The organism is Natroniella sp. ANB-PHB2 (genome assembly GCF_046097105.1).
GTDB lineage: Bacteria > Bacillota > Halanaerobiia > Halobacteroidales > Halobacteroidaceae > Natroniella.
Map to the genome: position 1 here is coordinate 821,483 of NZ_CP175562.1, position 25,490 is coordinate 846,972.

Below are 25,490 nucleotides of genomic sequence, written 5' to 3' on the forward strand. Positions count from 1 at the left end.
CAGAGCAAGGGTTTCGTAAGAAGACTAGGCAAGAAATCGAGAATGATATGAAATCTAAAGCTAGGAGTTTATACGGTGATGACATAAGTGTTGGCAGATTTTCAGTCCTTGGAATATTGATTAAGTTAATTTCTTTTCCTCTAGCTTTACTTTGGAGTGCATTAGAAAAAGTATATAATAGCAGCTTTATTGATACAGCAACAGGCCAAGCTCTTTTCAGCCTAGGACAATATATAGGCATAAGTAGATTAACAGGAACTAGAGCAGTAGGAGAAGCAACCTTTGAGGGTGATAAAGGAACGATAATTCCTCCAGGTTTTTTGATTGAGACTGACGATCCTGATCCGATTCGCTTCGAGACTAGGAATGAAGATGATGAGCAGATAGATGAATCAGGAGAATTAACTCTTCCGATTCGTGCAGTTGAGATCGGGAGTGATGGGAATGTTGGCCCGGGCAGGATAACTGAAATTGTTAACCCAATTAGTGGTTTAGATAACGTGACCAATGAAGTTGGTACTGCTGGAGGAACTGATTTAGAAACTGAAAGAGAATTTAGAGAACGATATAAGGACTCAACAGATAAAAGTGGAGGTTCTACTACTTCATCTATTCGAGCAACTATATTAGAAGAGACAGAAGCAAGTGCTTGTATAGTTCTGGAGAACTTCAAGGATGAAGAAAAGGATGGACTGCCACCAAAATCTTATAAGCCAATTGTACTTGGTGGAGATGATCAAGAGATTGCTGAGGCTATATTTAGTGTAGGAGCTGGCGGGATACAGTCTTTTGGTGAGATTACAAGAACAGTAATCGATAACACGGGGTTAGAAAAGAAAAGATCATTTTCTAGAGCTACAAGAGTTGATATCTATGCAGAAATGACATTAACCACTAATATTGAGTTTTCTGAGGACTATTTTGACGTTATTGAAGCAAATATAGCTAATTACATTAATGGTCTTTCAATTAATGATGATGTTTCTTATTCTCGTATTATATCACTTGCTTACCAGGATACAGCTGGAATATTAGATGTAGAGCTATATATTGATACTTCTCCTGATCCGCAGCTCCAAGAATCTATTGAGATTGCATTTGATGAAGTAGCTAGGATTGATGAGGAAAATATCGAGGTGATAGAAAATGAGTAAGCTAAAAGAATACCTAAATAGACTGCCAGACGCTTTTTTGAAGATAACTGATAGTAATCTAGGAAAGTTTCTTAAGATATTTGTCGATGAGATTACTGAGATAGAAGGTGCCAAGGATGAGGTTAAGGAAGTCAGTAGGCTTGAAGATGCTTATGGTAATAGTTTGGATCTGCATGGCGGGAATGTTGGCCAACTTCGAGGACAGGCCCATGATGATTTATACCGCTTACTTATTCGCTCTAAAGTTCAATCTAACCTTTCAGGTGGTAATGTAAATGAAATTATAGATTATATTGTTACATTATTGCAGATAGATCGTGATGATATTGAACTAATAGAGCCAGACTGGGATGCTGATGCTTATGAAGAGGCTAGTTTTGAAATCAAGATACCACTGGAGGTAATAAGCAATTTACTTGTGACTATTGACCAATTTACGACAGTAGTCAACAGACTAGCAGGTGCTGGAGTACGGCCGTATCTAGTTGGAGAAGGTACTTTTCAGCTAGTTGAGCCTAATTTTGATGAGAATAACGAATATGATCCAATTATAGATGAGAATATAGGTTTGGCTGATGAAGAACAGACTTATGGTGGTACATTAAGTGCAGTATATCAACCGCCAGAAGAAGCTGATACGTTAGTATAGAAAGGAGTGGTTTTGTGAGTGAAGACCCAAAAATTGTCGATAAGTTACCTAAGTGGCTTGGTGAAATAGTAGAGCCACCTGAATCAAAGAAAGAAACTGGATGGCTTGCTGGGGAAGGACTTCCTTTCTCTTGGCTTAACTGGTTATTTAACAAGATTTATCTAGCAATTAAAGTCTTAGACCAAGATTACGGCGAACACAAAGAAAGTGATAGCGGAGTGCATGGAGTAGGTAGCAGTAATGTAGCAAGCGAGGATTATGCTGATAGTCAAGCTGATGTTGCTGAAAGTAGTGCTAACCAATACACCGATAGTCATGAGCAAAAGGATTCGGGGGTTCATGGTGTTGGGGAAAGTGAAATAGAGAGTACAGAAGGTAGTCAACAGAAAGTCAATTCGCATTCTGATGATACCTCTGGCGTGCACGGTGTTGGTGGCAGTAATGTAGCAAGTGAAGATTGGGTAAGCAATAACTTTAATAATTACAGCTTCAGTGAAGATTATAAGGATTTAACTAACAGAAATCATGGGAATGAAGACCATAATGAAACTTTTGCAACAGAAGGCTATGTTGATGGTTTAAGTGCAAGTGATGTCGGTGCTCTATCTGATGGTGGGGATGTTGGTAATGGTAATTATGAATTTGAAGGTTTGGGGTTGAGTGGGGCTTTAAGGGATGAAGATTTTGGAGATATAATCTTTAGTGGTAGAGGAAAAACTTTGAGATTTGGTAGTTATACAGCCCTAAGGCAAGAACATTCATCGGCTAATTTAATACTTGGGCAAAACATAGTACCTAATCCTGACCAAAGCAGTGAATTTTATTTTTTAAGAGATCACCCTTCAATAGGCTATTCTTTTATTGATATAGGTCAAGATGGGCTTACTGTATTTGGTGAATATATACAAACTACTAAAGGTCAGTTATTATCAAACCCTAAAGAATTATTTAATGTAGATAAAAATGGCAGAATTAATCATGGAGGTAGGACATTAGGTAGCTCGAGTGGGTATGCTGACCAAACTAATAGGCTAAGACTTGCATGGGGGGAAAGTAGTGGTACGATAGAAGGCAATGAAACTCAAACTGTAAGTTTTGAAGAGGCATTTCCTAATGCGTGCTTACAGGTTATTTTATCAGGATTAGTTGATGGCAATAATTATGACCCTATTGTTACAGAAAAGGCAAATGGTTATTTTGTATGGAAGAATAAAGGTACAAATTATGACCAAAAAGTAAGCTATATAGCAATAGGATACTAAGGAGGTGTTAATTATGGAAGATAAAGAAGAAGTTAAAGAGGTTGAGAAATATGCTCATTACCATAATGAAACAGGGCAACTTTTAGGCTTATATACTGCTGACAATTATGATAAAGAAGATGTTCCACAGCCTAATATTCTATTGGTTGAAGATAATTGGAAGTTTTTACATGAAAATCAACACACCCATATAATTAATGTTGATACTAAAGAAATTGAAGAAATTATTAAGACAGAAGAAGAAATTAGGCTTAAAGAAATTGAAAAAGAATTAAGAAATTTACAATCAGAATATAATCAACTTGAAGAAGATTACTCAGCACTATCTTTTAATGGAGCAGATGAAGAAGAATTAGAAGAAGTTAGGCAGGAAGGGGAGAAAGTTCTTGATGAAATAGCAGAGCTAAATCAAGAAAAGTATGAATTAGAAGAACAGATGGAGAGTGATAGTGATGAGTGAGGTAGTTAGATGCCCAGTTGATCGAAGGCGTATGGAGGATAAAGGAGATTACTGGGAGTGCCCAAGGTGCTTAACTAGGAAAAATAAGTAGTTTTTTATGATTGGAGGTGGGCCAAATTGAAAGTTTGCACTTGCAGAAAATTGGTGGTATTAGCAATAGTAGCAGTTGTAGCGGTCATTGCTGTAAATTTTGCTGCTTATAGCATACAGCAAGAACAAATAATCAACCTTAATACAGCGACTTACGAAGAATTGAAGGAGTTGCCGTTAGTTGATACTAAAAAAGCTAATAAATTGCTAGAATACAGAAATGAGAATAATATCGAAGTTTTAGACGAGCTAAAAAGAATAAATGGTATCGGAGAAGTGACGATTGAAGCAATAAAAGATAGGACAAACATAGATTAGGCAGGTGGTGGGTATTAAAGATAAAGTAGATGAATTAGAGGAAGAGTTATCTAAATTAAGTGAGAGAATAACAGAGAATGACTTCAAATTAGCCAGACATCAAGAAATAATATCAGATAATAATGATACACTCAATAAAATACTAGACGAGATGAAAAAAATAAGTTCATCTGTAGTCGAACTTAAAACTAAAGATAGCCTATCAAAACAAGAAAACAAATTACTTACATTATTAATAGTTGTCCTTTCGATAGGTTTTTTGTTCTCGATCGGAGTTAATGTAAGTGAAATAATGGAGGTTATACCTTAGGAGGTGATTGTTATTTGGGAAGGAATAGTAGTTCATCATTCAGCCAGTCCTGATGTAAGTGCTAATGAAATTGATCGTTGGCATCGAGAAAAAGGCTGGAAGGGAGTGGGTTATCATTTTGTAATCCGGGCCAACGGTGACATAGAGCCAGCTAGAAATTTTGAAAGTGCTGGAGCTCATGCTAGAGGTAGAAATCAGAATTATATTGGGATTTGTCTAGCTGGAGATTTTACTAAACATCCGCCGACGCCAGAACAGATTTCATCATTGATTCATCTAACGAAAGGGATTAAAAGTAGATGGAGTGCAGAAAAAATAGAAAAGCACCATGATAATTGCCCAGGGCCAATGTTACCTTGGGATTTTTTTATTCAAGCAGTTTAAATTTAGAAAGGGTGATAATATGTTAAGTAAGGTTGCAGCAGTTGGGAGTGGCATAAAGAGTTTTGTTGGTTATATTTCAGTTTTAATTCCTATTTTACGTTCGATCACTAACTTGGTTAAGGTTTTTGAAGAAGGCGATCCAGATGATGAGAATAAGAATGGAGAAGCTAAGAAAGAAGCTGTCTTGGATTCGATAGAAGTTATCTATGAAGAAGGGTCAGATTTGATTGGGGTTGATGTTGGGAAGGACAGAGTAATGAGAGTTGCAGAAAAATTTATTGACATTATAGTTAATTTCTATAATCTAGTTGGTGAGTTCCGGTAGTGAAGATATTGAAGAGGTTGAAAATGTAATTAAAGATAGGTATCAAGAATCTGCTAATATCCATCTGAAAGAGATTAGGGGTACACAACCTTTATTTTCTAAGAATATTATACAACAGCTACAAGAACACAAAGAAAAAGAGGCGGATTAATCCCGCCTCGCAATATCATATATAATAGTAGAAACTCTTGAGTTTGAATTGCCGACACACTGCCGACACTCTGCCGACAGTGTAATTTTATTATTGATACTAAATGAAATCATTTGTTAGGTAAGGTTAATTTATAGCGTTTAATTATTCCCTAAGGAGTTAAAAAAACTAATTGATAGTTCTGGGGGCGCAGGGGTCGCTGGTTCAAATCCAGTCAGCCCGACCAGTTAAAAACTTTGATTTTGTAGGAAGGTTAGGAGCATAATATCCAATAATAGTTTTTAAGAATTAAATTTAAAAGAGTAATTCATCAATAGTCTTAAATCTATACCCTTCTTCTCGTAATAATTCGATTATTCCAGGTAATGCTTCAACAGTTTGTTTATGCATAACACCATTATGCAGTAATATAATTCCTCCTGGGTGGTAATGTCTTTCTACTTGTCCTATGATTTCTTCATGGGTATCTTCAGCATAATGCCAGTCAAAGCTATCAACTGACCAGTTAACTATCTTCCAACCTTGATATCCTAAGAATTCGATAGTTTCATCATTCATAGCACCAAATGGTGGTCTGATGATTGTAGGATAAACCCCTGTAGCTTTTTCAATCTCTTTTGATGTTGGTAGTATTTGTTCTTGTAATACCTCTTCATTTGTTAAGTCTTTAAAATTATCATGATCCCAAGAGTGATTAGCAACTTGGTGTCCTTCTTCTACCATGCGGTGTGCAATTTCAGGGAATTGTTTTACATTTTGCCCAAGAACAAAGAAGGTAGCTTTAATATCTTCTTCTTTAAAGATGTCTAAAAGTTCTGGTGTATTGATATGTTCTGGGCCATCATCAAAGGTAAGGGCAATTACTTTCTCCTCTGTTGATTTATTGATAAAGAAAGTGTCTGGATATTTTTCTGCTTGTTGTTCCATTATTTTTTGTAAATTATCTAATTCCTCATCTAATCCTTCCTCTGAGATATTTTGATTTTCTGTAATATCATTCTCCTCTTCTACATTATTATTAGGAATTGTTATAACTCCTAACTGTCCTAAAGTAAAGCCAAAAAGAAGAACTACTAATAATAAAGCTATTCCGATAAAGTAATTTGATTTCATGTTTTCTCCTTTCAATAGAACAAAGTTTTTAATACTTATTGTTTATTTTATCAGAATGAAGTTATATTTATAGGTAATAAATTTTAATTAATTTACCATTATCATTGATTTTATGAATCTTTTAAATGCTAGATACTAACTTTACCATTGCCCTAAATTATAACTTATGTTAGCATAATAATCAGTGAAAAAAGAGAGGAGAAATTATAAGAATGAAGAAATTTCTATTTATTACTTTATTGGCTGCAATGATTACTGTACCAGTAGTACAAGCAGAAGCTCAAGATGTCTATACTGTTCAAAGTGGAGATACGTTATATGAAATTTCTGAAAAGGTAGATCTACCTGTTGAGATCATAATTGATCAAAATGATATATCTAGTCCTACTAACATTTATATAGGACAAAGATTAGTAGTTACTATTAATTTCAATTATGAGGATAGTAATGATAGTTATATTTATCATACTATCAAAACAGGGGAAGGTTTATGGAGTATTGCTCAACAATATGATGTAACTGTAGAAGAATTAATTGAGCTAAATGAGATTGAAAATCCTTCTGATTTACATGTAGGAGAAGAAATCCTAATTCCTGTAAATGATAATACAGAAAATGAAGAGGAAGAAGTAGAAGAGGATAATTACTATGTTGTTCAATCAGGGGATATTCTTTGGAATATTGCTCAAGAGTATAATACAACTGTAGAAGAATTAGTTGAGTTGAATGATATTGAAAGTTCTTATGATTTATATGTTGGTCGTAAATTAATCCTTCCTAGTGAAGAGCAAGAGGATGAATCAAAAGAGGTTGCTCCTCAATACTTTGTTCATACAGTACAGGAAAATGAAGAGATCAATGATATTGTAAATATATTTGGGGTAAGCATTTCTGAGATTTTAGATACAAATGATATTTCTGATTCCGAAGGAATTGAAGAAGGAATTGAATTAGTTATTCCTTTGGATAATTCAAATAAGTTTGCTTATTTAAGAAGAATGAATCAAAAACTTGATAATTATTATCAAGCTACTCAAAATGAAACTTTAACAGAGATTGCAGAAAAATTCGAGATTACAGAAGATATATTAAGAAGAATTAATCAATTAGAGGAAGATGAAGGTGTAATTGCAGGTCAAAAGATTTTGATGCCTGTTAATCCAGCTTTCTTTGCTGAGCATAAGATCTATGAAATTGCAGAGGGTGGAGAGTATATCTTTGATCTTTCTTATGAAAATAGTATAACAAATCGCTCTATTCTTGAAGCAAATTATTTAGAGGATGCTAATGAAAAATTAGCTGAGGGAACTATTATTATAATTCCTTTAGATGAAGATAGTAAAACAAGATGGGTTACAACTGATTATAATTAATAGATTATTGACCTCCTAATTTTAATTATCCCCTAGTATTAAAACTAGGGGGATTTTTTTATGAAAAGTTAATTGATTTTAGAGATAGCAATTTAATCAGAGGTTAACCTTATTGTTAATGATTTAATTTATTTTTAGTACATAATTTTTTTGTAATGTGATAAAATAATGTATGTGTTGCTATAAATTTTCTTAGGAGGGAAGGAAAATCAAAAAAAACATATTAATCTTACTATTAACCGTTTTGACAATATCATTAATAATAGGTGGATGTGCTCCTGGTGAAGGGGAACAAGAACTTCCTCCTCAGCAAGGGGAGCAAGAAGAGCAGGAAGAAGTAGAAGAGGTTAATTTAAAAGCTTATTTACCTATGCAAGAAGGAATGATCTATGATTTTAGTGGTGAAGGGCCAATTCATCCTTCTTTAGAACGAGAAATTATGTTTGCTGAAGAGCCTTATGTTCAAATCCTAGATAAAGGAACTGGTACAAATATAGTTTTGGTTTATACAGTTCAAGAAGATCAAATAGGAAAAATAATTGAAGAAGCTGAGTTTTATGAAGAAGGTAATTTAATTGAAGAATTAGAGGAAGAGCCTGAGGTTCAAGAAGTAATCTTACAACAACCACTTGAAGAAGGAACTACTTGGGAAACAAATGAGCAACAACGAGAAATTGTTGCTACTAATGAAATTATAACAGTCCCCGCTGGAACATTTTATGATGTAATTCAAGTAAGAATTACTTCTCTTAATGAGGAAGATAGTAATGAGACTTATCATTATTATTCTAAGAATGTAGGTTTAATCAAGCAAGAGACTATTGGGGAAGATTTTGAAAGAATACTTGAATTAGAAACCTATGGCAATAGAGAAATTAATGAGTGATAAATATTTTGCTATGGTGATAAAAAAGCCCTCTTGAGCATTAGCTTAAGAGGGCTTTTTGAAATAGCTTATATGAATAAGAAAAGATACTACTAAAAAACTAATTATCAAATCTATTGTAGTTATTAAGAGTCTACCACCTTTTTTGGCGCGGTTGAAGGAGTGGAAATCAGTATAGTACCCGTTATGGTAGCTTGAGATATGCTGTTTTGGAATGAGTGAAACGGGGTTATCGGCATTTAGGGATAGTGGTACTGAGTGATTATGTCAGTACTATTATCCCTTTGTTTTTAGTGTTGGCTTATGTTAAAAATTTTGTTGTTATCTTAATATCAACTAAAAAAGAGTAATTTAATAAAGGGATTTGTAAAATATTGGTTAAGTTATTATATATGTAGGTAAATAATTAAGGAGGTCTAATATGGAATTGTTAAAAGTAGCAACTAAATCAAGCCCTAATAAAGTTGCAGGTGCACTTGCTGGTGTTTTAAGAGAGCAAGGTTATGCTGAGATGCAGGCTATTGGGGCTGGAGCTGTGAATCAAAGTGTAAAAGCTATTGCAATTGCTAGGGGGTTTGTAGCACCTAGTGGACTTAATTTGATTTGTATCCCAGCATTTATAGATATTGAAATTGCAGGGGAGAAAAGAACCGGTATTAAATTTATTGTAAAGCCTAAATAGTCAGCTTGATATTATTATGAAATATTTTAAATGTAAGATAAGGAGTAACAAAATATTTCATAATAAGCAATAAAATTAATCAAAAAGATTATCGGGTTAATGAAGCATATAGTTTATTGGTCAGTTCTTAAATAGAGCTGGCTTTTTTTTTCGGGCCAACACTAAAAGCTTCAACATAAATAGAAGGTGTAATTCAGAAGAAAAACCTCCTAAACTGCAATTACAATCATTTCAATAGTCCAATGGGCTGTTGGAATGATGGTATCATAAAGGTTGAGATCAGCCAGTAATGTAGTTAAATTAACTAAAGTTGCTACTGTAATCCACGATTTAATTCTCGGTAAACTCTTATCTTAGCGGATAAGAGTTTTTTGGGGTAGTGGGGGATTTTAAGGAGGTTGAATGAAAATAAAGGGGTAATGAGTTAGTAGGAGTGTTTTAGTAAAGAATAAAGATGAAGTAAATTAAAAGGCTAGACTTTTCTAGTCTTTTAATTTATGAGAAATTCAGTAAGAGAGGGGAAAATGCTATTCATGGGTGCTAAGATAAAGGATATATTATATAATATTATATTTAAAACTGATACTCGAACTGGAAAGGCCTTTGACGTTATTCTAATATTGGTGATTTTTTGCAATAGCATCTTAATTATTCTTGAAAGTGTAGATATTATTAGAGAAAGCTATGGGACATTAATAAACTTTCTAGGATGGAGCTTTATATTTATCTTCACAGTAGAATATATACTAAGATTATTTGTTGTAAAAAATAAAATTAAATATCTATTAAGTTTTTTTGGAATGATTGATTTATTATCTATTATACCAATATATTTTATATTTTTCTTTCCAGGGATGAGATTTTTAGTTATTGTCCGAGTTTTTAGGTTGCTTAGAATGTTTAATATTTTCAAGATGGGACGTTATATTACTGAATCTAGATATTTGCTAAGTGCATTAAGAGCTAGTATTCCTAAAATTACAGTCTTTGTAGTTACAATAATATTTATTATTATAATTGTTGGCTCAGCAATGTATATTATTGAAGGGCCTCAAAATGATTTTGATAATATTCCAATCTCAATGTATTGGACTGTCGTTACCGTATCTACCGTCGGCTATGGTGACATATCTCCACAGACTTCTGTTGGAAAGTTTATTTCGGGTATTTTAATGATTGTTGGTTATGGTATTATAGCTGTACCTACCGGAATTATCTCTCATGAGTTGGCCCATACATCTAAAAGTGAAAAAGAGCAGAAGATATGTCAAAGTTGTTTTACCGAAACAGATACTTTAAATGATAGGTTTTGCTCTAAATGTGGTTCTAAATTTGCAGATAGTTAAGTTTAGTTCTTTTTAGTATAATATCATAATAATCTTTATGAAGCAATAAGGTTAAATTCTGGACTTATCAATTCTTTTTGTAAAAGAATTGTTGATAATCCATGTTTTAATATATAGAGAGGCAGGGTATGATAATAACAAACTTCATTATAAATTGGACAGAGGAGGTAAAAAATGGATGAAAACAAACAGTATCGAATGGAAAATGATACATTAGGCAATATTATGATTCCTAAAACAGCCTACTATGGTGCACAAACACAACGTGCAATCAATAATTTTCCAATTAGTGGTATTCGATTACCTCGTGCTTTTATAAGGGCACAGGGGATTATTAAAGCTGCTAGTGCATCTGTGAACGTAGAATTAGGCTTACTTTCACCTGATATCGGTCAAGCCATTATACAGGCATCACAAGAAGTGATTGATGGTAAATGGGATGAACAATTCCTTGTAGATGTCTATCAAGCAGGTGCAGGGACATCACAAAACATGAATGCAAACGAAGTCATTGCTAGACGTGCGACTGAAATCATGGTCGGTGCAGAACAAGTTCACCCTAATGACCATGTTAATATGTCACAGTCTACTAATGACACATTTCCTTCTGCATTGAATATTGCTGCTGTTGAATCAATACAACAAAAACTAATTCCAGCTCTCACCAACTTACAACAAGAACTTCAAAAGAAATCTGAACAATTCATGCCAGTATTAAAAGCTGGTCGTACACATTTACATGACGGTGTTCCTATCAGGTTAGGCCAAGAATTTTCAGGTTATGCACAAACCATCCAAAATATGAAGCAACAAATTGAAGAAGGTCTTAAAGGATTATACGAGATTGGTTTAGGCGGGAATGCTGTAGGAACGGATATTAATTTACAACCAGGGTATGTGCCAAAAGTAATTCAGGAAGTGAATAAGCGGACGAAATTAACCTTTAGAGAGCCAAAAGACATATTTGCTTTTATGCAAAATATGAGTGAACCATTACACTGCATGCTAATATTAAAAGAGCTAGCAGTTCATCTGATAAAAATAACTAGTGACTTACGATTATTAAGTTCAGGGCCAAGGACAGGACTAGCCGAAATCACATTACCACCTGTTCAACCTGGTTCAACGGTTATGCCTGGTAAAGTAAATCCCGCTATTTTAGAAATGACCCATATGGTTTGTTGTCAAGTAATAGGATACGAAACAGCTATCTCAACTGCTGCTAGGGCTAGTCAATTAGAAATTAATGTGATGATGCCTGTCATTGCACATACATTCCTTCATTCGATTGAATTAATGGGTAACGCAATTAATACTCTTGTTAAAAAATGTATCACAGGTATTCAAGCAGATGAGAAGATTTGTAACCAATGGCTGAATGAGAGTTTATCTTTAGTTACAGGGTTAAGCCCTAAATTAGGTTATGACATGGCGTCACAGATTGGATTGACAGCTGATGAGCAAGATAAGACATTAAAAGAGGTTTTAGAAGAAAAAGGAATGCTTACAGATGAAATATTACAAGCCATCGATCCTAAAGGGATGGTATAAACTTTTATCTGCCAGAAATAGAATTAAATCTAAAATAGCTTCAGCCAGTAGACTCTTATCTTAGCGGATGAGAGTTTTTTTGTTTCAAAAAATTAAAAGGATAATATTGTTTCAAATAGAATAATAATAATGAATACTAATTCTGTTAAGTCAGGCTATAACTAGAATTTTTAAAGTAGTATTAAAAATAATTTTGTTAGTACATAATTCATAAGATAATGAACGAACTGCAATGACGTAAATTTATAATTTATTATATGGTAGTAAGGTTATGTGCTTAAAAGGGGATGCAAAGAATGAGAAAAGTTAGAATAGAAAAATTAACAAAAAATATGGTTTTGGCTAAACCAATTATGCACAAGGGCCAAGTTCTTTTAAGAGAAGGATGTCAAAGGATAGATAAATATAAAGAACGACTAGAAGAGTATGGAATTATGCAAGTCTATATTGAAGATGAAATCTCTAAAGATATAGAAGAGAATAAAGTAATATCAGAGGAATTACAAAATAAATGTAAAGAAGATATTAAAGAAGTTATTGAAAATATAACTCAAGATAAAGTAGTAGATATGGCTAAGCTAAAGGCAGGAATTGGTAGTATTATTGATCGAGTATTAACTAATAATAATGCTTTAGTTAATTTATTTTCATTAAAAGTGGTTGATGAATATATCTTTCAACATTCTGTTAATGTAGCTGTAATTTCAATTATGATTGGAAAGGAATTAAATTACAAGAAAAAACGTTTAATTAAACTTGGTTTAGGAGCTATATTACATGATGTTGGGAAGTTAGTAATACCTGAAGAAATTTTAAAAAAACCTAGTTCATTAACTGATGAAGAGTATAAAATTATTAAAACACATCCTGGTGAAGGATATAAGCAGTTCGAAGGAAGATTTGATATTAGTCCAGTAGCAAGAATACCTATCTTACATCATCATGAAAAAGTGGATGGTAGTGGTTATCCTGAAGGGTTGAAAGGTAAAGAGATTCATGAGTTTGGACGTGTAGTAGCTATAGCTGAAGTATTTGATGCTTTAACTTCTGATCGGTACTATCGAAAAGCATGGAGTGTTAAAAAGGCTGTTGATTTAATTAAAGAAGAAGCAGGCAAAGAATTTGATGAAAAAATAGTAGAGAAATTTTTATCATTCATTTCTGTTTATCCTAATGGTGAAATTGTCAAACTTAATGATGGTAGCCAAGCAATTATTGTTGAACAGACTAAAGATGCTTATCGACCAAAGGTTAGAATTTTCAAAGGTGAAGATGGCAAAGAATTAAATAATTTCAAAGAAGTTGATTTGAGTCTAGAAAACAGCCTAGAAATAGTCTGAAAATCGCTAAAACAGCTCAGATTAAGTATGATAGTTAAAATAGAATTAAATTACAGATTGAATTACGATCAATTAAAGCAATAAACTTATTTTTAGATTAAAGCCTGGCATACTAATGATGTTGGCCCGTGGAAAGAGTTTAGAGCTATTTTATCTTTGTTGCAGAAAATTTATTGTAAGAGAAAGCAGGTATAAGATTATGAAGTCTTTCTAAAACTATAAACAGTATAGTATTAGGAGGCGAAAATTATTGAAAAAAACAATTTAAATTTACAAGAAGTTATGGATGGCGATAAGAATTTAAGATCTTATGGTTTGAAGGTAGATGCTAATAATGATGTTGTAATTGTAACTGGGATAGTAGATACCTTAAGTGAGAAAAGACATGCTGAAAAGGTGATAAATAGTGTAGTAGATGATAAGAAGGTAGAGATGGAAGTTAGTATTAGTACAGATGGTGCAATTACTGATGATGATGTTGATATGGAAGTGGCTGAAGAGATTGAAATTCAGACTGAGTTAGAAGATAAGATAACAGCTGAGAGTAAAAAAGGGGTAGTACATTTATTAGGCACTGTTGAAAGTGAAGAGTTAAGACAGAAAGCAGATAAAGTTGCTGCTAAAGCTCGTGGTGTAACTGGTGTAGTTAATCATATTAAAGTGGATAATGAAGCTGATGAAACTGGAGATCCTTTTCATGCTCAAGTAAGAAATGATAATGAAGAAGAGTAATAATAAGCTAAAAAAATAAAAAACAATTATTATAAATAAGAAAACTCCTGAGATTCCAGTAGCTGCTTGGAACTTCAGGGGTTATTATGTAGTTTAGGGGTAAAGACAATTATCTAAGCAGGACAATCTTACTTCTTGACTAAGTTTGTATAAAGAAGATTGACTTTCGAACAAGATTAATAATTAAGGTTAAAGGAGAATCAGCAATGGAGTTTAAATGGTATCGAGATGAGCAACTTAGAAATTGTGGAGGTTATGGAAAGATAGAAGACTTTTTAACTAAAGGTCTTGATAAGTTTCAAAATGAATTAAAGTGCTTTGTTAGTGAGCATCTTGGGTTCAAAGTTAATGATGAACAGATGATTGCTTGGCAAAATTGTTATCAATTTTTAAAAAAACAGCTTAAAAGATTGATAGAAATAGATGAAGATTATAGTCAATTATCTTTGGCCTTTGAATATTCTCTACCAATGGAAGGAGGAAGAAGGCCGGATGTATTATTATTTTCAAAAAGGAAGGTAGTTATCTTAGAGTTTAAAAGAAAAGAAAGTTATAATTATAATGATTTAGAACAGTTGATAGGTTACCAAAGAGATATTAAAAATTATCATCACCAAACTAATAAGCAGAATCTAGAGATAATATCGTATTTGGTATTGACTAAAGGTGTGAAGAATTATGCCAGTCAAGATGGAATTAAAATATTGACTGCTAATAATTTTGTTACAGAAATAAGCAAATTGAACTTAAATCCTGCTTGGGAAGAGAATGTAGTCAAGTGGTTAAATTCTGAGTATCAACCTTTACCTAATATTGTAGAGGCGACATTGGAGCTTTTTGAAAAAAAAGAGTTGCCTGAAATTAAAAATATTGAAGAGGGTCAAATCGCAGAGGCTGTAGATTATTTAAAAGAGATTATTCATCTAAATGAGATAAAAAACAAGCAAAAGAATCTAGTGTTTGTCACTGGAGTACCTGGTTCTGGAAAGACTTTGGCTGCTTTAAAGGTTCTTTATGATTATAATAGATATAAATATAGTAAAGATAAAAAGCCATTAGCTGCTATCTACTTATCGGGTAATGGACCATTAATCAGTGTATTACAGAATATATTGGATAATGAAATAAAGGAGTTAGGAGAGAATGGTAAGGCCTATGTGAGAAGTATGTATAGTTATAAGCGGGAGCATATGAATAATTCTAAGCCACCACTGGAGAATGTAGTGATTTTTGATGAAGCACAACGGGCCTGGGATGAAAAGAAGATGGGAAGTAATTATTCAGAAGCTGATTTTTTATTAAAGGCAGGTAATAAAATTTATAGAACTAAAGGTAGTGCAACGATAATCTGCTTTATAGGTGAAGGCCAAGCTATACATACCGGTGAAGAAGAAGAGATTAAATTATGGCAGAGATCATTAAATAAAAAGGGGATCAATCAGTGGCACCTCTATACTCCTCCTAAATATGAAGAGTTATTTAATAATGCAGAGACTGTCAAGGTGGATCAGCGATTGAACCTTGATTACTCTATTAGAAGCCATTTTATAGATACGAATTTATGGATAGAGTCCTTACTTAAAGGTGATTTAATTAGTGCAAGAGAGCATTTAGCCGAAATGCATCAAAAAGGATTTATTCTGAGGATAACTCGAAGCTTTACAGAAGGTAAAGAATTTATTAAGCAGAAGGAAGTAGGTGATCAAGGGATAAGTTATGGATTATTAATTTCTTCTAAGGTCTGGGATAAAAATATAAGAAAGTATATCAATAATGGTAGATATCAAGGAAGTTATATGCAGTCTGAAGAAGTTGGTAACTGGTTTAGAGAAGAGAGTAAGAAGTTTCAAAAAGGTGCTTCAGAGTTTGCCTGTCAAGGCTTAGAGTTAGATTATCCGATTGTTTGTTTTGGAGGAGATTATTATTATGACGGTAGTCAATGGAAGATAGATTCACAAGCAGTTAAATATCATGGAAATAAATATAATGATTTTCCAGAGATAATGAAGAATATTTACCGAGTCTTACTTTCAAGAGCTAGGAAGGGGATGGTTATCTATCTACCTAAATTTAAGCAATTAGATAACACTTATGACTTCTTAGTCAAGTCGGGAATTAGAGAGATAAAATGACAAGGAGGATAATATGATTGATGTAGCAGCTGCAGTTATGGTTAATGAAGCTAGACAAGTCTTTATCGCCCAGCGAAATAAACCTCAAGAACTGGCCGGAATGTGGGAATTTCCTGGAGGAAAGATTGAAGAGGGTGAAAGCCCCAAAGAGAGTCTAATCCGTGAAATTAAAGAAGAATTGGGAGTAGAAATTAAGATTACTAGATTTATTACAGAAAGTATTTATCAATATAATTTTGGTAAGGTTAGAATCTTTGCTTACTTAGCTGAATTAAGCTCAGGAGAGATAGAGGTTAAGGAGCATAATGCTGCTAGCTGGGTTGATTTAGCAGAGTTAAATAACTATCAATTTGTACCTGCTGATGTAGAGATTGTTGATCAAATAAAGGAGGAGTTAAATTGAAAATAGATAAGCTTGAAGTTGGAGAGCGGCTAACACATGAAGAATTACGTACAACTTTTCAATGTGGAGTTTCAGGGGGAATAAGATATTCTTCAAAGAGTAAAAGTATTGTTATAATCTCTGATCAATCAGATCCATTCTATCAAGATTACTGGGAAGGTAATATTTTGCATTACACTGGAACAGGAAGAGTAGGAGATCAGAAGCTTGAGGGAGCAAATAAAAGGTTAGCTAATATAAACAATAGTGGTATCAGTGGCTACTTATTTGAAAAGATAAAGCCCAATGATTATGAATTTCTAGGACAAGTTAAATTAGCTAAAAGGTCTTATCAAGAAGTGCAGCTAGATGAAAACAATGAATTACGTAAGGTATGGATGTTCCCTTTGCAGTTGATTAGTAATGGACCTAAACCCTTATCTGAAGCAAGGTTTAATAAGACTGAGAAGAAAAGAAAGAAAAAGGCAAAAAAAACTGAAGATGAAATTTTGAAAAAGCGGGCTATTAATACTAATAAACAGCCTGGAACTAGAGAGGTTACTAGTAGTAATTATGTAAGGGATCCTTATGTGTCTGAGTATGCCAAACGCCGAGCTAAGGGGTATTGCCAACTATGTGAAAAGAAAGCTCCTTTTAAAAATAAAGGCGGTGATCCATATTTGGAAACCCATCATATAGAGTGGTTGTCAAAGGGTGGAGAAGATTCTATTAAAAATACAGTAGCGCTTTGTCCAAATTGTCATAGAAAGATGCATGTAATTAATTCTAAAGATGATATAAAGAAGCTTAAACTTAAGGTTCAAGGTGATAATTTTTAATAGTGCTAGACTCACAATATTAAATTTTAATTAACAGCAGACTCTATCTTAACAGATAAGAGTTTTTCTTTGCAGGAAGTTTCAGAATTGCTTTCCTTAAAAAGGAATTGAGAAAAAGGGTTTTGAATTTTAATTGATATAAGATATATAGTATAAAGTTGTTATTAAAGGAGGTGGTAATTATGACTAATGATTTTAAAAAAATTAATTTTTTCGGAGCAGGATGACTAAAGAGGCTCAAGGTAAAGGTTTATTAGATGAAAGTGTACAGGCTGTTAGTCGGAACTTGGATAAGAAAGTTGTTGAGTTGATAAAACGGGATGGTTTGTTGTCTAATTCGCAATAGAATAGAGTTGGTATATTTAAGGTTACCTTTTATCTATTTTCAAAGTTGAAATTATAGTTTAAAGAAAGAGGTTATAAACTATGAAAGAGAAAAAGATCGGTTTAGTTTTAGGCGGTGGCGGAGCAAGAGGTTTTGCTCATTTAGGAGTTTTAAAAGCTTTAGAAGAAAAGGGGATAAATTTTGATCTGATCTCAGGTGTTAGTGCTGGATCAATTGTTGGAGTATTTTTGGCTTCTGGGAAGGGCCCAGAGCAAATAATGGAATTAATGAAAGAGAATAAGTTTACTGATTATGCTAAAGCTAATTTACCTGTTAAAGGTCTTTTGAGCTTGAATAATTTAAAAGAGAAATTAAAAGAAAATTTAATTGAACGTAAGTTTAGTGATTTGAAGTATCCATTGTATGTTGGAGTAACTAACTTGAAGGTTGGAGAGGTTGAGTATTTAAATGAGGGGGCATTGATTCCATCTGTTCAAGCTTCATCTTCCATACCAGTATTATTTTCTCCAGTTGAGATAAGAGATAAGATCTATGTTGATGGAGCGTTAATAGATAATCTCCCTGTTAAACCATTGATAGGTAAATGTGATAAGATTGTTGCAATTAATATTATGCCATTACAAAGATCTGAAAAAGTAGATAATTTAGTAGATATCGCAGTTAGAACCTTTCAGTTGAGTGTAAATGCTGATAATGACCAGTTAAAAGAAGAGTGTGATCTTTTTATAGAGCCTGAAGGTTTAGAGGATTATCATATTTTGGATACCAAGCATGCAGATGAACTCTTTGAGATTGGCTATAATTATGTTAATAACATTAGAATTAAACTTTAGAAAGGTGATCTGTAGTTAAGTGTATAAGAGATTAGTGCTTTATATTATAGAAGATAATATATATTTTTTAATTAGAGCAAAACTCAATATTAAAATTGAAATTATAAGAAATGATTACTATATTATTAAGCCTTCTATAAATAAATATAAACTTAAACTGTATATATTTTTTTGATTTGTGTAATTTAATAATAAAGTATATTAATATAGGAGGATAATCAATGAAGGATAGATTTACAAGAGGTTTTATTGCTGGAATTATTGCTGGAATAGCTCCTTTCATCATAAACTTTGGTGCTCAAATGTTAAACCTGAGTACCTTGGTATGGTCAGATTTTATGGGGCTTTTTTTGCTTGGCAATAAACCTGAAGGTGTTCTGCCAATGGTCTTTGCTGTAATATCACAATTTATTTTAGTGGGATTAATGGGGGTTCTTTTTGCCTTTTTAATTACACTCTTCTCAAGTGAAAATTATTTATTAAAATCTTGGCTATTTGGGATTACTATCTGGTTTTCAGCCTATTTTCTTACATTTCTTTTTCGTCTACCTGGGATTAAAGAGATACCTATTAAGACAGCTATTACACATGCTATTGGGTCTTCACTTTGGGGTATAACTATTGGTCTAATTCTTAACTGGCTAGATGACAGGCTTAAAACATAAATAATAATTCACTGTTTTAATTAATACCTTTCAGCAGATCCTTATCTTAATAGATGAGGGTTTTTCTTTTTGAGTGTAAAAACTGTTGTCAGCTGGATACCTACCTGTTGTTTAAGTTAATAAAACTATTTTTAATATTTAGTTTAAGTTGATTTTGCTTAAATAACTTGCAGTATAAACTACAGCTAATCCAAATAAAATGTTTAGCCCCATATGGATAGTAGTATCTATCAAGGTGTCTTTTATAGGCAGACCTAATATGTTACCAATTATTCCACCAATAACTAACCAAGAGATAGCTCCTAATAGAAAACCTTTATAAAACAAATAGTCTTTTCCTGTATATGGTAATAGATTGGTGTATAATAACCCAACAATACTTCCAAAAACTAAATGAATTGAAAGCCCAAAAATTATTCCTGCTGTAGTATGAGCAACATCTTCAGCTAAAAACAGTATACTATTTAGAAATAACACTTCAATAGTGGCTAAAGCTAAATAATCTAAGAGAATAGTGATTATTCCTGTCATAAAAGAACCTAGAGCTCCTGCTAGACTTCCTATTACCACTTTGTCTTTCATTACACTTTCCTCCTTATGATGACTAATACTGATTACTTATTAATAATACTTTTTCCAAATAGTATAAACTTATTCATTAATTAACTCTAAAACTAATTAAGAAGAACTTACATACTTAAGTTTGTTATAAATATAAAGTATTCCCTAGTTTGCTTTTAAAATCTCAATAAGAATATAATTCTAGATGCTAACTTACCTTTATTGGGTTAGTAGATTTATATTTTTAATAATCTAGCGATAATGGAGTTTACATATTTTTACTTGTAACATTAATCAGGTCTTCATATTTTATTTCGGTTTCTTATAATAAGCATCAAGTTTTTTTAACTAAATAACGTATCTAATTAATTATTATTGATTTATTAGAGGAAAATTAATATTAATATAGAATTGATTACATAACTATAGTTATAATATTTAATTATTTTTGAAAATAATTACAGTTATGACGTTTTTAATAAAAGGGGGGGAGTCAATTGCTAATAATTAAAATAATAATTTTCATCATTATTTTAATTATCTTATTATTAAGATATAATAAATGCAAACAAAAATTAATCTTAGAAGAAAAATTCAAAGATGAAATTACTGATAACATTAATTCATTAATCCTTACTTTTGATGAAGATTATAATATCACTTCTTTTAATAAATACTTAAAATTAGTAACAGGCCACAAAGATTTAATTGGTAAAAACTTCTTTGAAATACTTGAAGATAATGTTGCCAAAGAAAAACTAAAAAATAAATTTCCTGATATTTTAAAACAAAATAAATCTCAACAATCATCAATTACAACTCAGATTATTTCCTCAAGAAATAACGATACTAATAAAGAATATTTGATTTCTTGGAGTTTTTCTAAAATTGAGAACCTTGGTCAAAAGGATCATTCTTTCTTGGCGATAGGTACTGATATAACAGAATTGCATAATTACAAGAAGACTTTAGAATATCAAGGATATCATGATGATTTAACAGGTCTACCTAACCGTAGATATTTTAATCATCGCTTAAAAAAAGAAGTTGAATACTCAAATAATCATAATTATAAATTTGCTGTAATGTTTTTAAATATTGATCGCTTCAAACTTATTAATAGTATCCACGGCCATCATATTGGAGATCAAATTTTAAAAAAGATTAGTAAACATCTCCAAACAGTTTTAAAAGAAGGGGATATAACAGCTAGAATAGGTAGTAATGAATTTATAAGCTTGATAACTAAAATTAAACGACCAAAAGTAGAAATTAATCTACTTGCTAATAAGATTCTGGAGATCTTTAAAGATTCCTTTAAAATTAATGGAAATGATATCTTTTTAACAGCTAGTATAGGTATTGCTTTTTATCCTTCTGATGGTAAAACGGTAGAAGAGCTATTAAAAAATGCTGGTATAGCAGTTTATCGTTCTAAAGAGATTAGAGGGAGTAGGTTTGAATTATATAGTATTGATATGAATAATAAAGTTAATGAAAAGTTATTTATTGAAAAAGACTTAAGAAAAGCAATTCAAAAGAATCAATTAAAAGTATATTACCAGCCAATTGTAGATTTTAAGACAGGAAGAATTACTAAAGCAGAAGCACTAGTTCGCTGGAGCCATCCTCAGCGCGGTTTAATTTCACCAGGTAAATTTATCCCTTTAGCAGAAGAAACAGGGTTAATTGTACCACTAGGTGCTTATGTTCTAAAAAATGCTTGTCAACAACTTAAAAAATGGATTGAATCTGGGTATGATCCTATTAAAATTTCAGTTAATCTATCAGCTCAACAGCTACACAATGCTGATTTAGAAAGGACAATAAAAGAAATACTTACCACAACAGATTTACAACCTGACTTATTAGGAATTGAAATTACAGAAAGCATAGCTATACAGAATATTTCTTTAACTAGCTCTATGTTAGAAAAGTTTAAAAAAATGGGAATTACGGTCTTACTTGATGATTTTGGTACTGGCTATTCTTCCTTAAGCTACTTAACCAGATTTCCAATTGATATACTCAAAATAGATCGTTCTTTTATTAAAGATATCTCTAAAGAAGAAAAGAGTGCTATTATTTCTGCAATTATAGCTATGGCTAATAAATTGAAGATTAAAACAGTAGCTGAAGGAATTGAAACAATAAAGCAGTTTAATTTAGCTAAACAATATAATTGTGATGAAGCACAGGGGTATCTATTTAGTAAACCTGTACCTGCCACCGAATTTGAAAAGCTATTACAAAAAAATCAAAGCTTTAACAACTTAAATGCCAAAATTAAATAATTTATATTATTCTATTTTTCAAGTCCTATAATAAATCAAAAAAGCGATAGAGTCCAACACCTCATACATAATGTTAAATTATCATATTATAGAGGTGTTGGATATGTATTAAAGTAAATATAATAAAAAATATAAGAAAGAGAAATATTCAGAATAGAAAGGTAAAAAATGGAGAACTTATATAAGGGTTCTTTAATTAACATCGTAAACCAGTTCATTATAAGCAGCACCTGCTGCAAACTAGTTAAAACAAACCTATATCTTAATTTCGTTTTTAGTTGACATAAAAACTAGAAACATCCTACCTTTTAAATCACCTAAATTATTATTCAGCTAGATATTGTTTTTGATAAGGTTTATCCGAACTAAGCTAGCTTTAAAGAATGTAGCAGAAATTAAGTAAAAGTGATATAAAAATACTTGAATAATTATTCTAGGTAAATGTTTGCATTTTTAGAATTATATGATATAATACTAACAACCTAGAAACAAGAAAGATTATAAAAAATCAGTTCATTATAAGCAGCACCTGCTGCAAACTAGTTAAAACAAGCCTATATCTTAATTTTGTTTTTAGTTAATATAAAAACTAGAAGCATCCTACCTTTTAGATTATCTAAATTAATTATTCCATATATTATTAATTTTATCAGATTGATTTAGTTTATAAATCTTCAATAAAACTAGTGCTTATCATTATTTCAAACAGGTTTAGCATTTATTTTATTAATTATCAAATCTTTTTAGTAGATTAAAAACTATTTTAAGTTACTGTTTCTACCATATTCATAAAACTTGTTTAAAATCCTTTACCTTCATAATTTTCACTCATTTATTAAAAATATATTAAAACAACTGAAAAATAAGGAATGTATATAACAATCTAATTTGTTACTGAAGAAAAAATAGCCTTAAAAGAGGTTTAGTAAGAAGGAAGTTAGTTTTAAATAGTATATCAGAAATTAAATAAAAAGCATTTGTATAATTATTACAGTAAAATATTTGCATTTTTAACATTATATGATATAATATAAATGATGTAGAAAAAATATACAATAATATATATTTTTAAATGATACTTTAGGAAGGTTGTTCAACTAAAATAAAGTTTAAAACTATATCTACCAGGTGACTAGACAGGTTATTTACATAAGATGGTCAAGAGTTTTTGTTAGAAAAGATAGATTAAAATATATCAAATACAAAAAATGGTAAAAGAACATTATATTAATTTTAATATTGATAAGACTATAAGAATAATAAATGAATATGTTTACAATAAAATGTTAATTGATTTACTTTTATAATTAATCATCTATATAGAAAATTTGTTTAAAAGTAAGATTAGTCTTAAGTTATATAACACAACTTAACAAAATTATTAAAAGCTTATGAAGTTTAGATATTAAAAAATTACAATTAATTAATAATTTAATTTGTAATAAATTAAAATTTTATTATTAATTAACAATATACACTTGATTTTTTTTAATTAAGCAAGTATAATATCAATACAAAATTGATTTATTTTACAATTTTTAATTTATATTGGATATTAATAATAAGTTTGTTAATGTAACATATAATTAACTTTATTAATAAATTTATTAAGTAGTTTATAATTAAACAGATCAATTTTATAATTTATTTAATCCCATCTAAATTATTAATTACTATTTATGAAAAAAATTGATAATATGGTTATATTTTTAGATAGCTAAAATATAATGAGTAAAGAGTGCTTAAAAGATAACTATGATTTAACTGAACCAAATCAATTATTGAGAAGGGATATGGTTCAGATATATATAGATAAAAAGAGGAGGTAGGGTCTATATATTTGATTAGTATTAATGTTTGGTATTACTTATATCTGTACTAGAAAAACAATAACTTATTATGTAAATGTTGTAAACTTTTAGGATGTAGGCCCAAATGATATTGATGATTTAGTCAAGATTTAGTAAAGTATTATATAGTTTGGAAGCAGGGAAGTTTAAAATGTTAAAAAGATAGATATTAAAGATAAAATAATCTATCGATAGTTTTATGGAATAAGTGTTAAGCAATATTGAATAATTCTTTGTTAGAAAATCATGCTCTTTTATTATCTCAAAAAGAGCAAGATTAATATTTATATTATAAGAGGGGGAGTTTGAATGTTTTCACAAAAATTACAAAGTGATCTTATGGAACAATGGGCAGATACTCAAAAGGAGACAATGAATATGTGGCAAGATGCTTTTAAGTTTGAAACTAAAGGTAGTAGTATTAATAATCCTGTTAATTTTTTAAAAGAATGGCCTGATTTTAACAAAGATATTTTTGGCAATCAGATGAAATTATGGGGAGGAAATGGGTCTAAAGAAGTTTTTGAGGCAGTAACTAACGGAATTAATGTTTATAGTGATCTATACAGATTTTGGAAAGATTTAAATGAAAAAATCAATGCAGAAAGTACTATAAAGCAGATTAAAGAATTTAATAATGAATGGTTTGATAAGTATATGGAAATCTTTTCTGAACAATTCTTATATCCACTTCCAAAGTTTATACAAGAATTATTTGATGACTCTGGAGCTAGCAATAATAGTTATATTAATTTTATTAAGAAGTTACATGCACCTTTAAATGAAAGTTATGAAGAGTTTCAGGAAACATTTAAAGATAATCCGTTCTTTGATAGAGAAACTATAATGGAATATACAGAGCAATGGAAAGAGACTTATGATGAAACTTTTGGTGAATTATTTCAAACTCCTTTCATGGGTATGAGTGAGAGTTACTCTGAAAGGTTGGTTGACAATACTGATACCTTTATAGATTATGTTAATAATTATAATGAATTGATGGCTACTACTTACGAAACTGCTGCAGATGTTATGGAAGAGATAGTTGAGGATTATCAAGCTATGTTAGAAGATGATCTTCAATTTGAAACATTCAAAGGTTTTTATGATTATTGGTTAGAAAAGAACCAAAAAACTTTCAAAAAGTTATTTGATAGCGAGGAATTTTCTGAAATAAAAAATAAAATTAATGAGACATCAATAAAGTTTAAGGAAGATTATAATAACTTTATTAAGAAACAGATAGAAGTCTCACCTTTCTTCCCAAATGTTGATGAGCTTAATGACACTATCGATAGTTTGAAGGATCAAATTGATAGCTTAAACAAAAAGGTTGAGGAAATAGAAGGAAAGTAACAGTTCAAAATCAAATAGAAGGGTTATATTTAGCTAAATATAACCCTTCTATAAATCTTCGTATAATTAAAAAAACAAATTTGTTTTTTGTGTATTATTATGATTT

At 31.1% G+C, this 25,490-nt stretch carries 26 protein-coding genes; 24 read left to right on the top strand and 2 right to left on the bottom strand.

What is annotated here, in order from left to right:
* Window positions 1-47 precede the first annotated feature (47 nt).
* The 9 genes from ACKF5P_RS04205 (at window position 48) to ACKF5P_RS04245 (ending at window position 5,103) form a co-directional block, all read left to right on the top strand.
* Window positions 48-1,154, top strand: coding sequence for a baseplate J/gp47 family protein (locus tag ACKF5P_RS04205; protein WP_408956241.1), 1,107 nt, complete (start codon window positions 48-50; stop codon window positions 1,152-1,154).
* Entirely contained in the window at window positions 1,147-1,803 is a 657-nt protein-coding gene (locus tag ACKF5P_RS04210) for a hypothetical protein (protein ID WP_408956242.1), read from the top strand. The genes ACKF5P_RS04205 and ACKF5P_RS04210 overlap by 8 nt, the downstream gene beginning before the upstream one ends.
* Window positions 1,804-1,817: 14 nt before the next feature.
* On the top strand, window positions 1,818-3,065 hold the full coding sequence (locus ACKF5P_RS04215; protein WP_408956243.1) for a hypothetical protein: 1,248 nt from the start codon (window positions 1,818-1,820) through the stop codon (window positions 3,063-3,065).
* Window positions 3,066-3,078: 13 nt separating this feature from the next.
* Window positions 3,079-3,525, top strand: coding sequence for a hypothetical protein (locus ACKF5P_RS04220; RefSeq protein WP_408956244.1), 447 nt, complete (start codon window positions 3,079-3,081; stop codon window positions 3,523-3,525).
* A 117-nt stretch (window positions 3,526-3,642) separates the two neighbouring features.
* On the top strand, window positions 3,643-3,933 hold the full coding sequence (locus ACKF5P_RS04225; RefSeq protein ID WP_408956245.1) for a ComEA family DNA-binding protein: 291 nt from the start codon (window positions 3,643-3,645) through the stop codon (window positions 3,931-3,933).
* 7 nt (window positions 3,934-3,940) lie between these two features.
* A complete protein-coding gene (locus tag ACKF5P_RS04230; RefSeq protein ID WP_408956246.1) occupies window positions 3,941-4,243 on the top strand; it encodes a hypothetical protein in 303 nt (100 codons plus the stop codon).
* A gap of 3 nt (window positions 4,244-4,246) precedes the next feature.
* On the top strand, window positions 4,247-4,627 hold the full coding sequence (locus ACKF5P_RS04235; RefSeq protein WP_408956247.1) for an N-acetylmuramoyl-L-alanine amidase: 381 nt from the start codon (window positions 4,247-4,249) through the stop codon (window positions 4,625-4,627).
* Window positions 4,628-4,646: 19 nt separating this feature from the next.
* Entirely contained in the window at window positions 4,647-4,952 is a 306-nt protein-coding gene (locus ACKF5P_RS04240; protein ID WP_408956248.1) for a hypothetical protein, read from the top strand.
* Entirely contained in the window at window positions 4,939-5,103 is a 165-nt protein-coding gene (locus ACKF5P_RS04245; RefSeq protein WP_408956249.1) for a hypothetical protein, read from the top strand. The genes ACKF5P_RS04240 and ACKF5P_RS04245 overlap by 14 nt, the downstream gene beginning before the upstream one ends.
* 294 nt (window positions 5,104-5,397) lie before the next feature.
* Here ACKF5P_RS04245 and ACKF5P_RS04250 read toward each other — a convergent pair whose 3' ends face one another.
* Window positions 5,398-6,216, bottom strand: a complete 819-nt coding sequence (locus ACKF5P_RS04250) for a polysaccharide deacetylase family protein (protein ID WP_408956250.1) — start codon at window positions 6,214-6,216, stop codon at window positions 5,398-5,400.
* A gap of 212 nt (window positions 6,217-6,428) precedes the next feature.
* On the opposite strand from ACKF5P_RS04250, the gene ACKF5P_RS04255 reads away from it, so the two are divergent.
* The 13 genes from ACKF5P_RS04255 to ACKF5P_RS04315 all read left to right on the top strand — a co-directional run bounded on the left by ACKF5P_RS04255 (window position 6,429) and on the right by ACKF5P_RS04315 (window position 19,323).
* Window positions 6,429-7,589 carry a LysM peptidoglycan-binding domain-containing protein gene (locus ACKF5P_RS04255; protein WP_408956251.1) on the top strand — a complete coding sequence of 387 codons (1,161 nt, stop codon included), beginning with the start codon at window positions 6,429-6,431 and terminating at the stop codon, window positions 7,587-7,589.
* A 244-nt stretch (window positions 7,590-7,833) separates the two neighbouring features.
* On the top strand, window positions 7,834-8,475 hold the full coding sequence (locus tag ACKF5P_RS04260) for a hypothetical protein (RefSeq protein ID WP_408956252.1): 642 nt from the start codon (window positions 7,834-7,836) through the stop codon (window positions 8,473-8,475).
* 421 nt (window positions 8,476-8,896) lie between these two features.
* Window positions 8,897-9,157: a stage V sporulation protein S gene (locus ACKF5P_RS04265; protein WP_408956253.1), complete on the top strand. Its 261-nt coding sequence runs from the start codon at window positions 8,897-8,899 to the stop codon at window positions 9,155-9,157.
* Window positions 9,158-9,690: 533 nt separating this feature from the next.
* On the top strand, window positions 9,691-10,503 hold the full coding sequence (locus ACKF5P_RS04270) for an ion transporter (protein ID WP_408956623.1): 813 nt from the start codon (window positions 9,691-9,693) through the stop codon (window positions 10,501-10,503).
* Window positions 10,504-10,677: 174 nt separating this feature from the next.
* Window positions 10,678-12,054: a class II fumarate hydratase gene (locus ACKF5P_RS04275; RefSeq protein ID WP_408956254.1), complete on the top strand. Its 1,377-nt coding sequence runs from the start codon at window positions 10,678-10,680 to the stop codon at window positions 12,052-12,054.
* Window positions 12,055-12,350: 296 nt separating this feature from the next.
* Window positions 12,351-13,394: an HD-GYP domain-containing protein gene (locus ACKF5P_RS04280; RefSeq protein ID WP_408956255.1), complete on the top strand. Its 1,044-nt coding sequence runs from the start codon at window positions 12,351-12,353 to the stop codon at window positions 13,392-13,394.
* A gap of 282 nt (window positions 13,395-13,676) precedes the next feature.
* Window positions 13,677-14,126 carry a BON domain-containing protein gene (locus ACKF5P_RS04285; RefSeq protein WP_408956256.1) on the top strand — a complete coding sequence of 150 codons (450 nt, stop codon included), beginning with the start codon at window positions 13,677-13,679 and terminating at the stop codon, window positions 14,124-14,126.
* Between the two features lie 206 nt (window positions 14,127-14,332).
* Window positions 14,333-16,258 (top strand): DNA/RNA helicase domain-containing protein, encoded by a 1,926-nt coding sequence (locus ACKF5P_RS04290; protein WP_408956257.1) that lies wholly within the window; start codon window positions 14,333-14,335, stop codon window positions 16,256-16,258.
* A gap of 13 nt (window positions 16,259-16,271) precedes the next feature.
* On the top strand, window positions 16,272-16,661 hold the full coding sequence (mutT, locus tag ACKF5P_RS04295; protein WP_408956258.1) for an 8-oxo-dGTP diphosphatase MutT: 390 nt from the start codon (window positions 16,272-16,274) through the stop codon (window positions 16,659-16,661).
* Window positions 16,658-17,479 (top strand): HNH endonuclease, encoded by an 822-nt coding sequence (locus ACKF5P_RS04300; RefSeq protein ID WP_408956259.1) that lies wholly within the window; start codon window positions 16,658-16,660, stop codon window positions 17,477-17,479. The genes mutT and ACKF5P_RS04300 overlap by 4 nt, the downstream gene beginning before the upstream one ends.
* A 223-nt stretch (window positions 17,480-17,702) precedes the next feature.
* A complete protein-coding gene (locus tag ACKF5P_RS04305) occupies window positions 17,703-17,825 on the top strand; it encodes a hypothetical protein (RefSeq protein WP_408956260.1) in 123 nt (40 codons plus the stop codon).
* A gap of 80 nt (window positions 17,826-17,905) precedes the next feature.
* Window positions 17,906-18,658 (top strand): patatin-like phospholipase family protein, encoded by a 753-nt coding sequence (locus ACKF5P_RS04310; protein ID WP_408956261.1) that lies wholly within the window; start codon window positions 17,906-17,908, stop codon window positions 18,656-18,658.
* 221 nt (window positions 18,659-18,879) lie between these two features.
* Window positions 18,880-19,323, top strand: a complete 444-nt coding sequence (locus ACKF5P_RS04315; protein ID WP_408956262.1) for a hypothetical protein — start codon at window positions 18,880-18,882, stop codon at window positions 19,321-19,323.
* A gap of 138 nt (window positions 19,324-19,461) precedes the next feature.
* Here the strand turns inward: ACKF5P_RS04315 and ACKF5P_RS04320 are convergent, their stop codons facing one another.
* Entirely contained in the window at window positions 19,462-19,905 is a 444-nt protein-coding gene (locus ACKF5P_RS04320) for a hypothetical protein (RefSeq protein WP_408956263.1), read from the bottom strand.
* Window positions 19,906-20,381: 476 nt separating this feature from the next.
* Between ACKF5P_RS04320 and ACKF5P_RS04325 the strand changes: the two genes are divergently transcribed.
* A complete protein-coding gene (locus ACKF5P_RS04325; protein ID WP_408956264.1) occupies window positions 20,382-22,178 on the top strand; it encodes an EAL domain-containing protein in 1,797 nt (598 codons plus the stop codon).
* A 2,159-nt stretch (window positions 22,179-24,337) separates the two neighbouring features.
* Window positions 24,338-25,384, top strand: coding sequence for a poly(R)-hydroxyalkanoic acid synthase subunit PhaE (locus ACKF5P_RS04330; protein WP_408956265.1), 1,047 nt, complete (start codon window positions 24,338-24,340; stop codon window positions 25,382-25,384).
* Window positions 25,385-25,490: the final 106 nt, after the last annotated feature.

Coding starts and splice junctions, on each gene's coding strand:
- ACKF5P_RS04285 (WP_408956256.1), top strand. CDS start 13,677: ATGGATGGCGATAAGAATTTAAGATCTTATGGTTTGAAGGTAGATGCT.
- ACKF5P_RS04255 (WP_408956251.1), top strand. CDS start 6,429: ATGAAGAAATTTCTATTTATTACTTTATTGGCTGCAATGATTACTGTA.
- ACKF5P_RS04240 (WP_408956248.1), top strand. CDS start 4,647: ATGTTAAGTAAGGTTGCAGCAGTTGGGAGTGGCATAAAGAGTTTTGTT.
- ACKF5P_RS04270 (WP_408956623.1), top strand. CDS start 9,691: ATGGGTGCTAAGATAAAGGATATATTATATAATATTATATTTAAAACT.
- ACKF5P_RS04250 (WP_408956250.1), bottom strand. CDS start 6,216: ATGAAATCAAATTACTTTATCGGAATAGCTTTATTATTAGTAGTTCTT.
- ACKF5P_RS04315 (WP_408956262.1), top strand. CDS start 18,880: ATGAAGGATAGATTTACAAGAGGTTTTATTGCTGGAATTATTGCTGGA.
- ACKF5P_RS04210 (WP_408956242.1), top strand. CDS start 1,147: ATGAGTAAGCTAAAAGAATACCTAAATAGACTGCCAGACGCTTTTTTG.
- ACKF5P_RS04330 (WP_408956265.1), top strand. CDS start 24,338: ATGTTTTCACAAAAATTACAAAGTGATCTTATGGAACAATGGGCAGAT.
- ACKF5P_RS04275 (WP_408956254.1), top strand. CDS start 10,678: ATGGATGAAAACAAACAGTATCGAATGGAAAATGATACATTAGGCAAT.
- ACKF5P_RS04205 (WP_408956241.1), top strand. CDS start 48: ATGAAATCTAAAGCTAGGAGTTTATACGGTGATGACATAAGTGTTGGC.
- ACKF5P_RS04290 (WP_408956257.1), top strand. CDS start 14,333: ATGGAGTTTAAATGGTATCGAGATGAGCAACTTAGAAATTGTGGAGGT.
- ACKF5P_RS04320 (WP_408956263.1), bottom strand. CDS start 19,905: ATGAAAGACAAAGTGGTAATAGGAAGTCTAGCAGGAGCTCTAGGTTCT.
- ACKF5P_RS04265 (WP_408956253.1), top strand. CDS start 8,897: ATGGAATTGTTAAAAGTAGCAACTAAATCAAGCCCTAATAAAGTTGCA.
- ACKF5P_RS04305 (WP_408956260.1), top strand. CDS start 17,703: ATGACTAAAGAGGCTCAAGGTAAAGGTTTATTAGATGAAAGTGTACAG.
- ACKF5P_RS04220 (WP_408956244.1), top strand. CDS start 3,079: ATGGAAGATAAAGAAGAAGTTAAAGAGGTTGAGAAATATGCTCATTAC.
- ACKF5P_RS04310 (WP_408956261.1), top strand. CDS start 17,906: ATGAAAGAGAAAAAGATCGGTTTAGTTTTAGGCGGTGGCGGAGCAAGA.
- ACKF5P_RS04280 (WP_408956255.1), top strand. CDS start 12,351: ATGAGAAAAGTTAGAATAGAAAAATTAACAAAAAATATGGTTTTGGCT.
- mutT (WP_408956258.1), top strand. CDS start 16,272: ATGATTGATGTAGCAGCTGCAGTTATGGTTAATGAAGCTAGACAAGTC.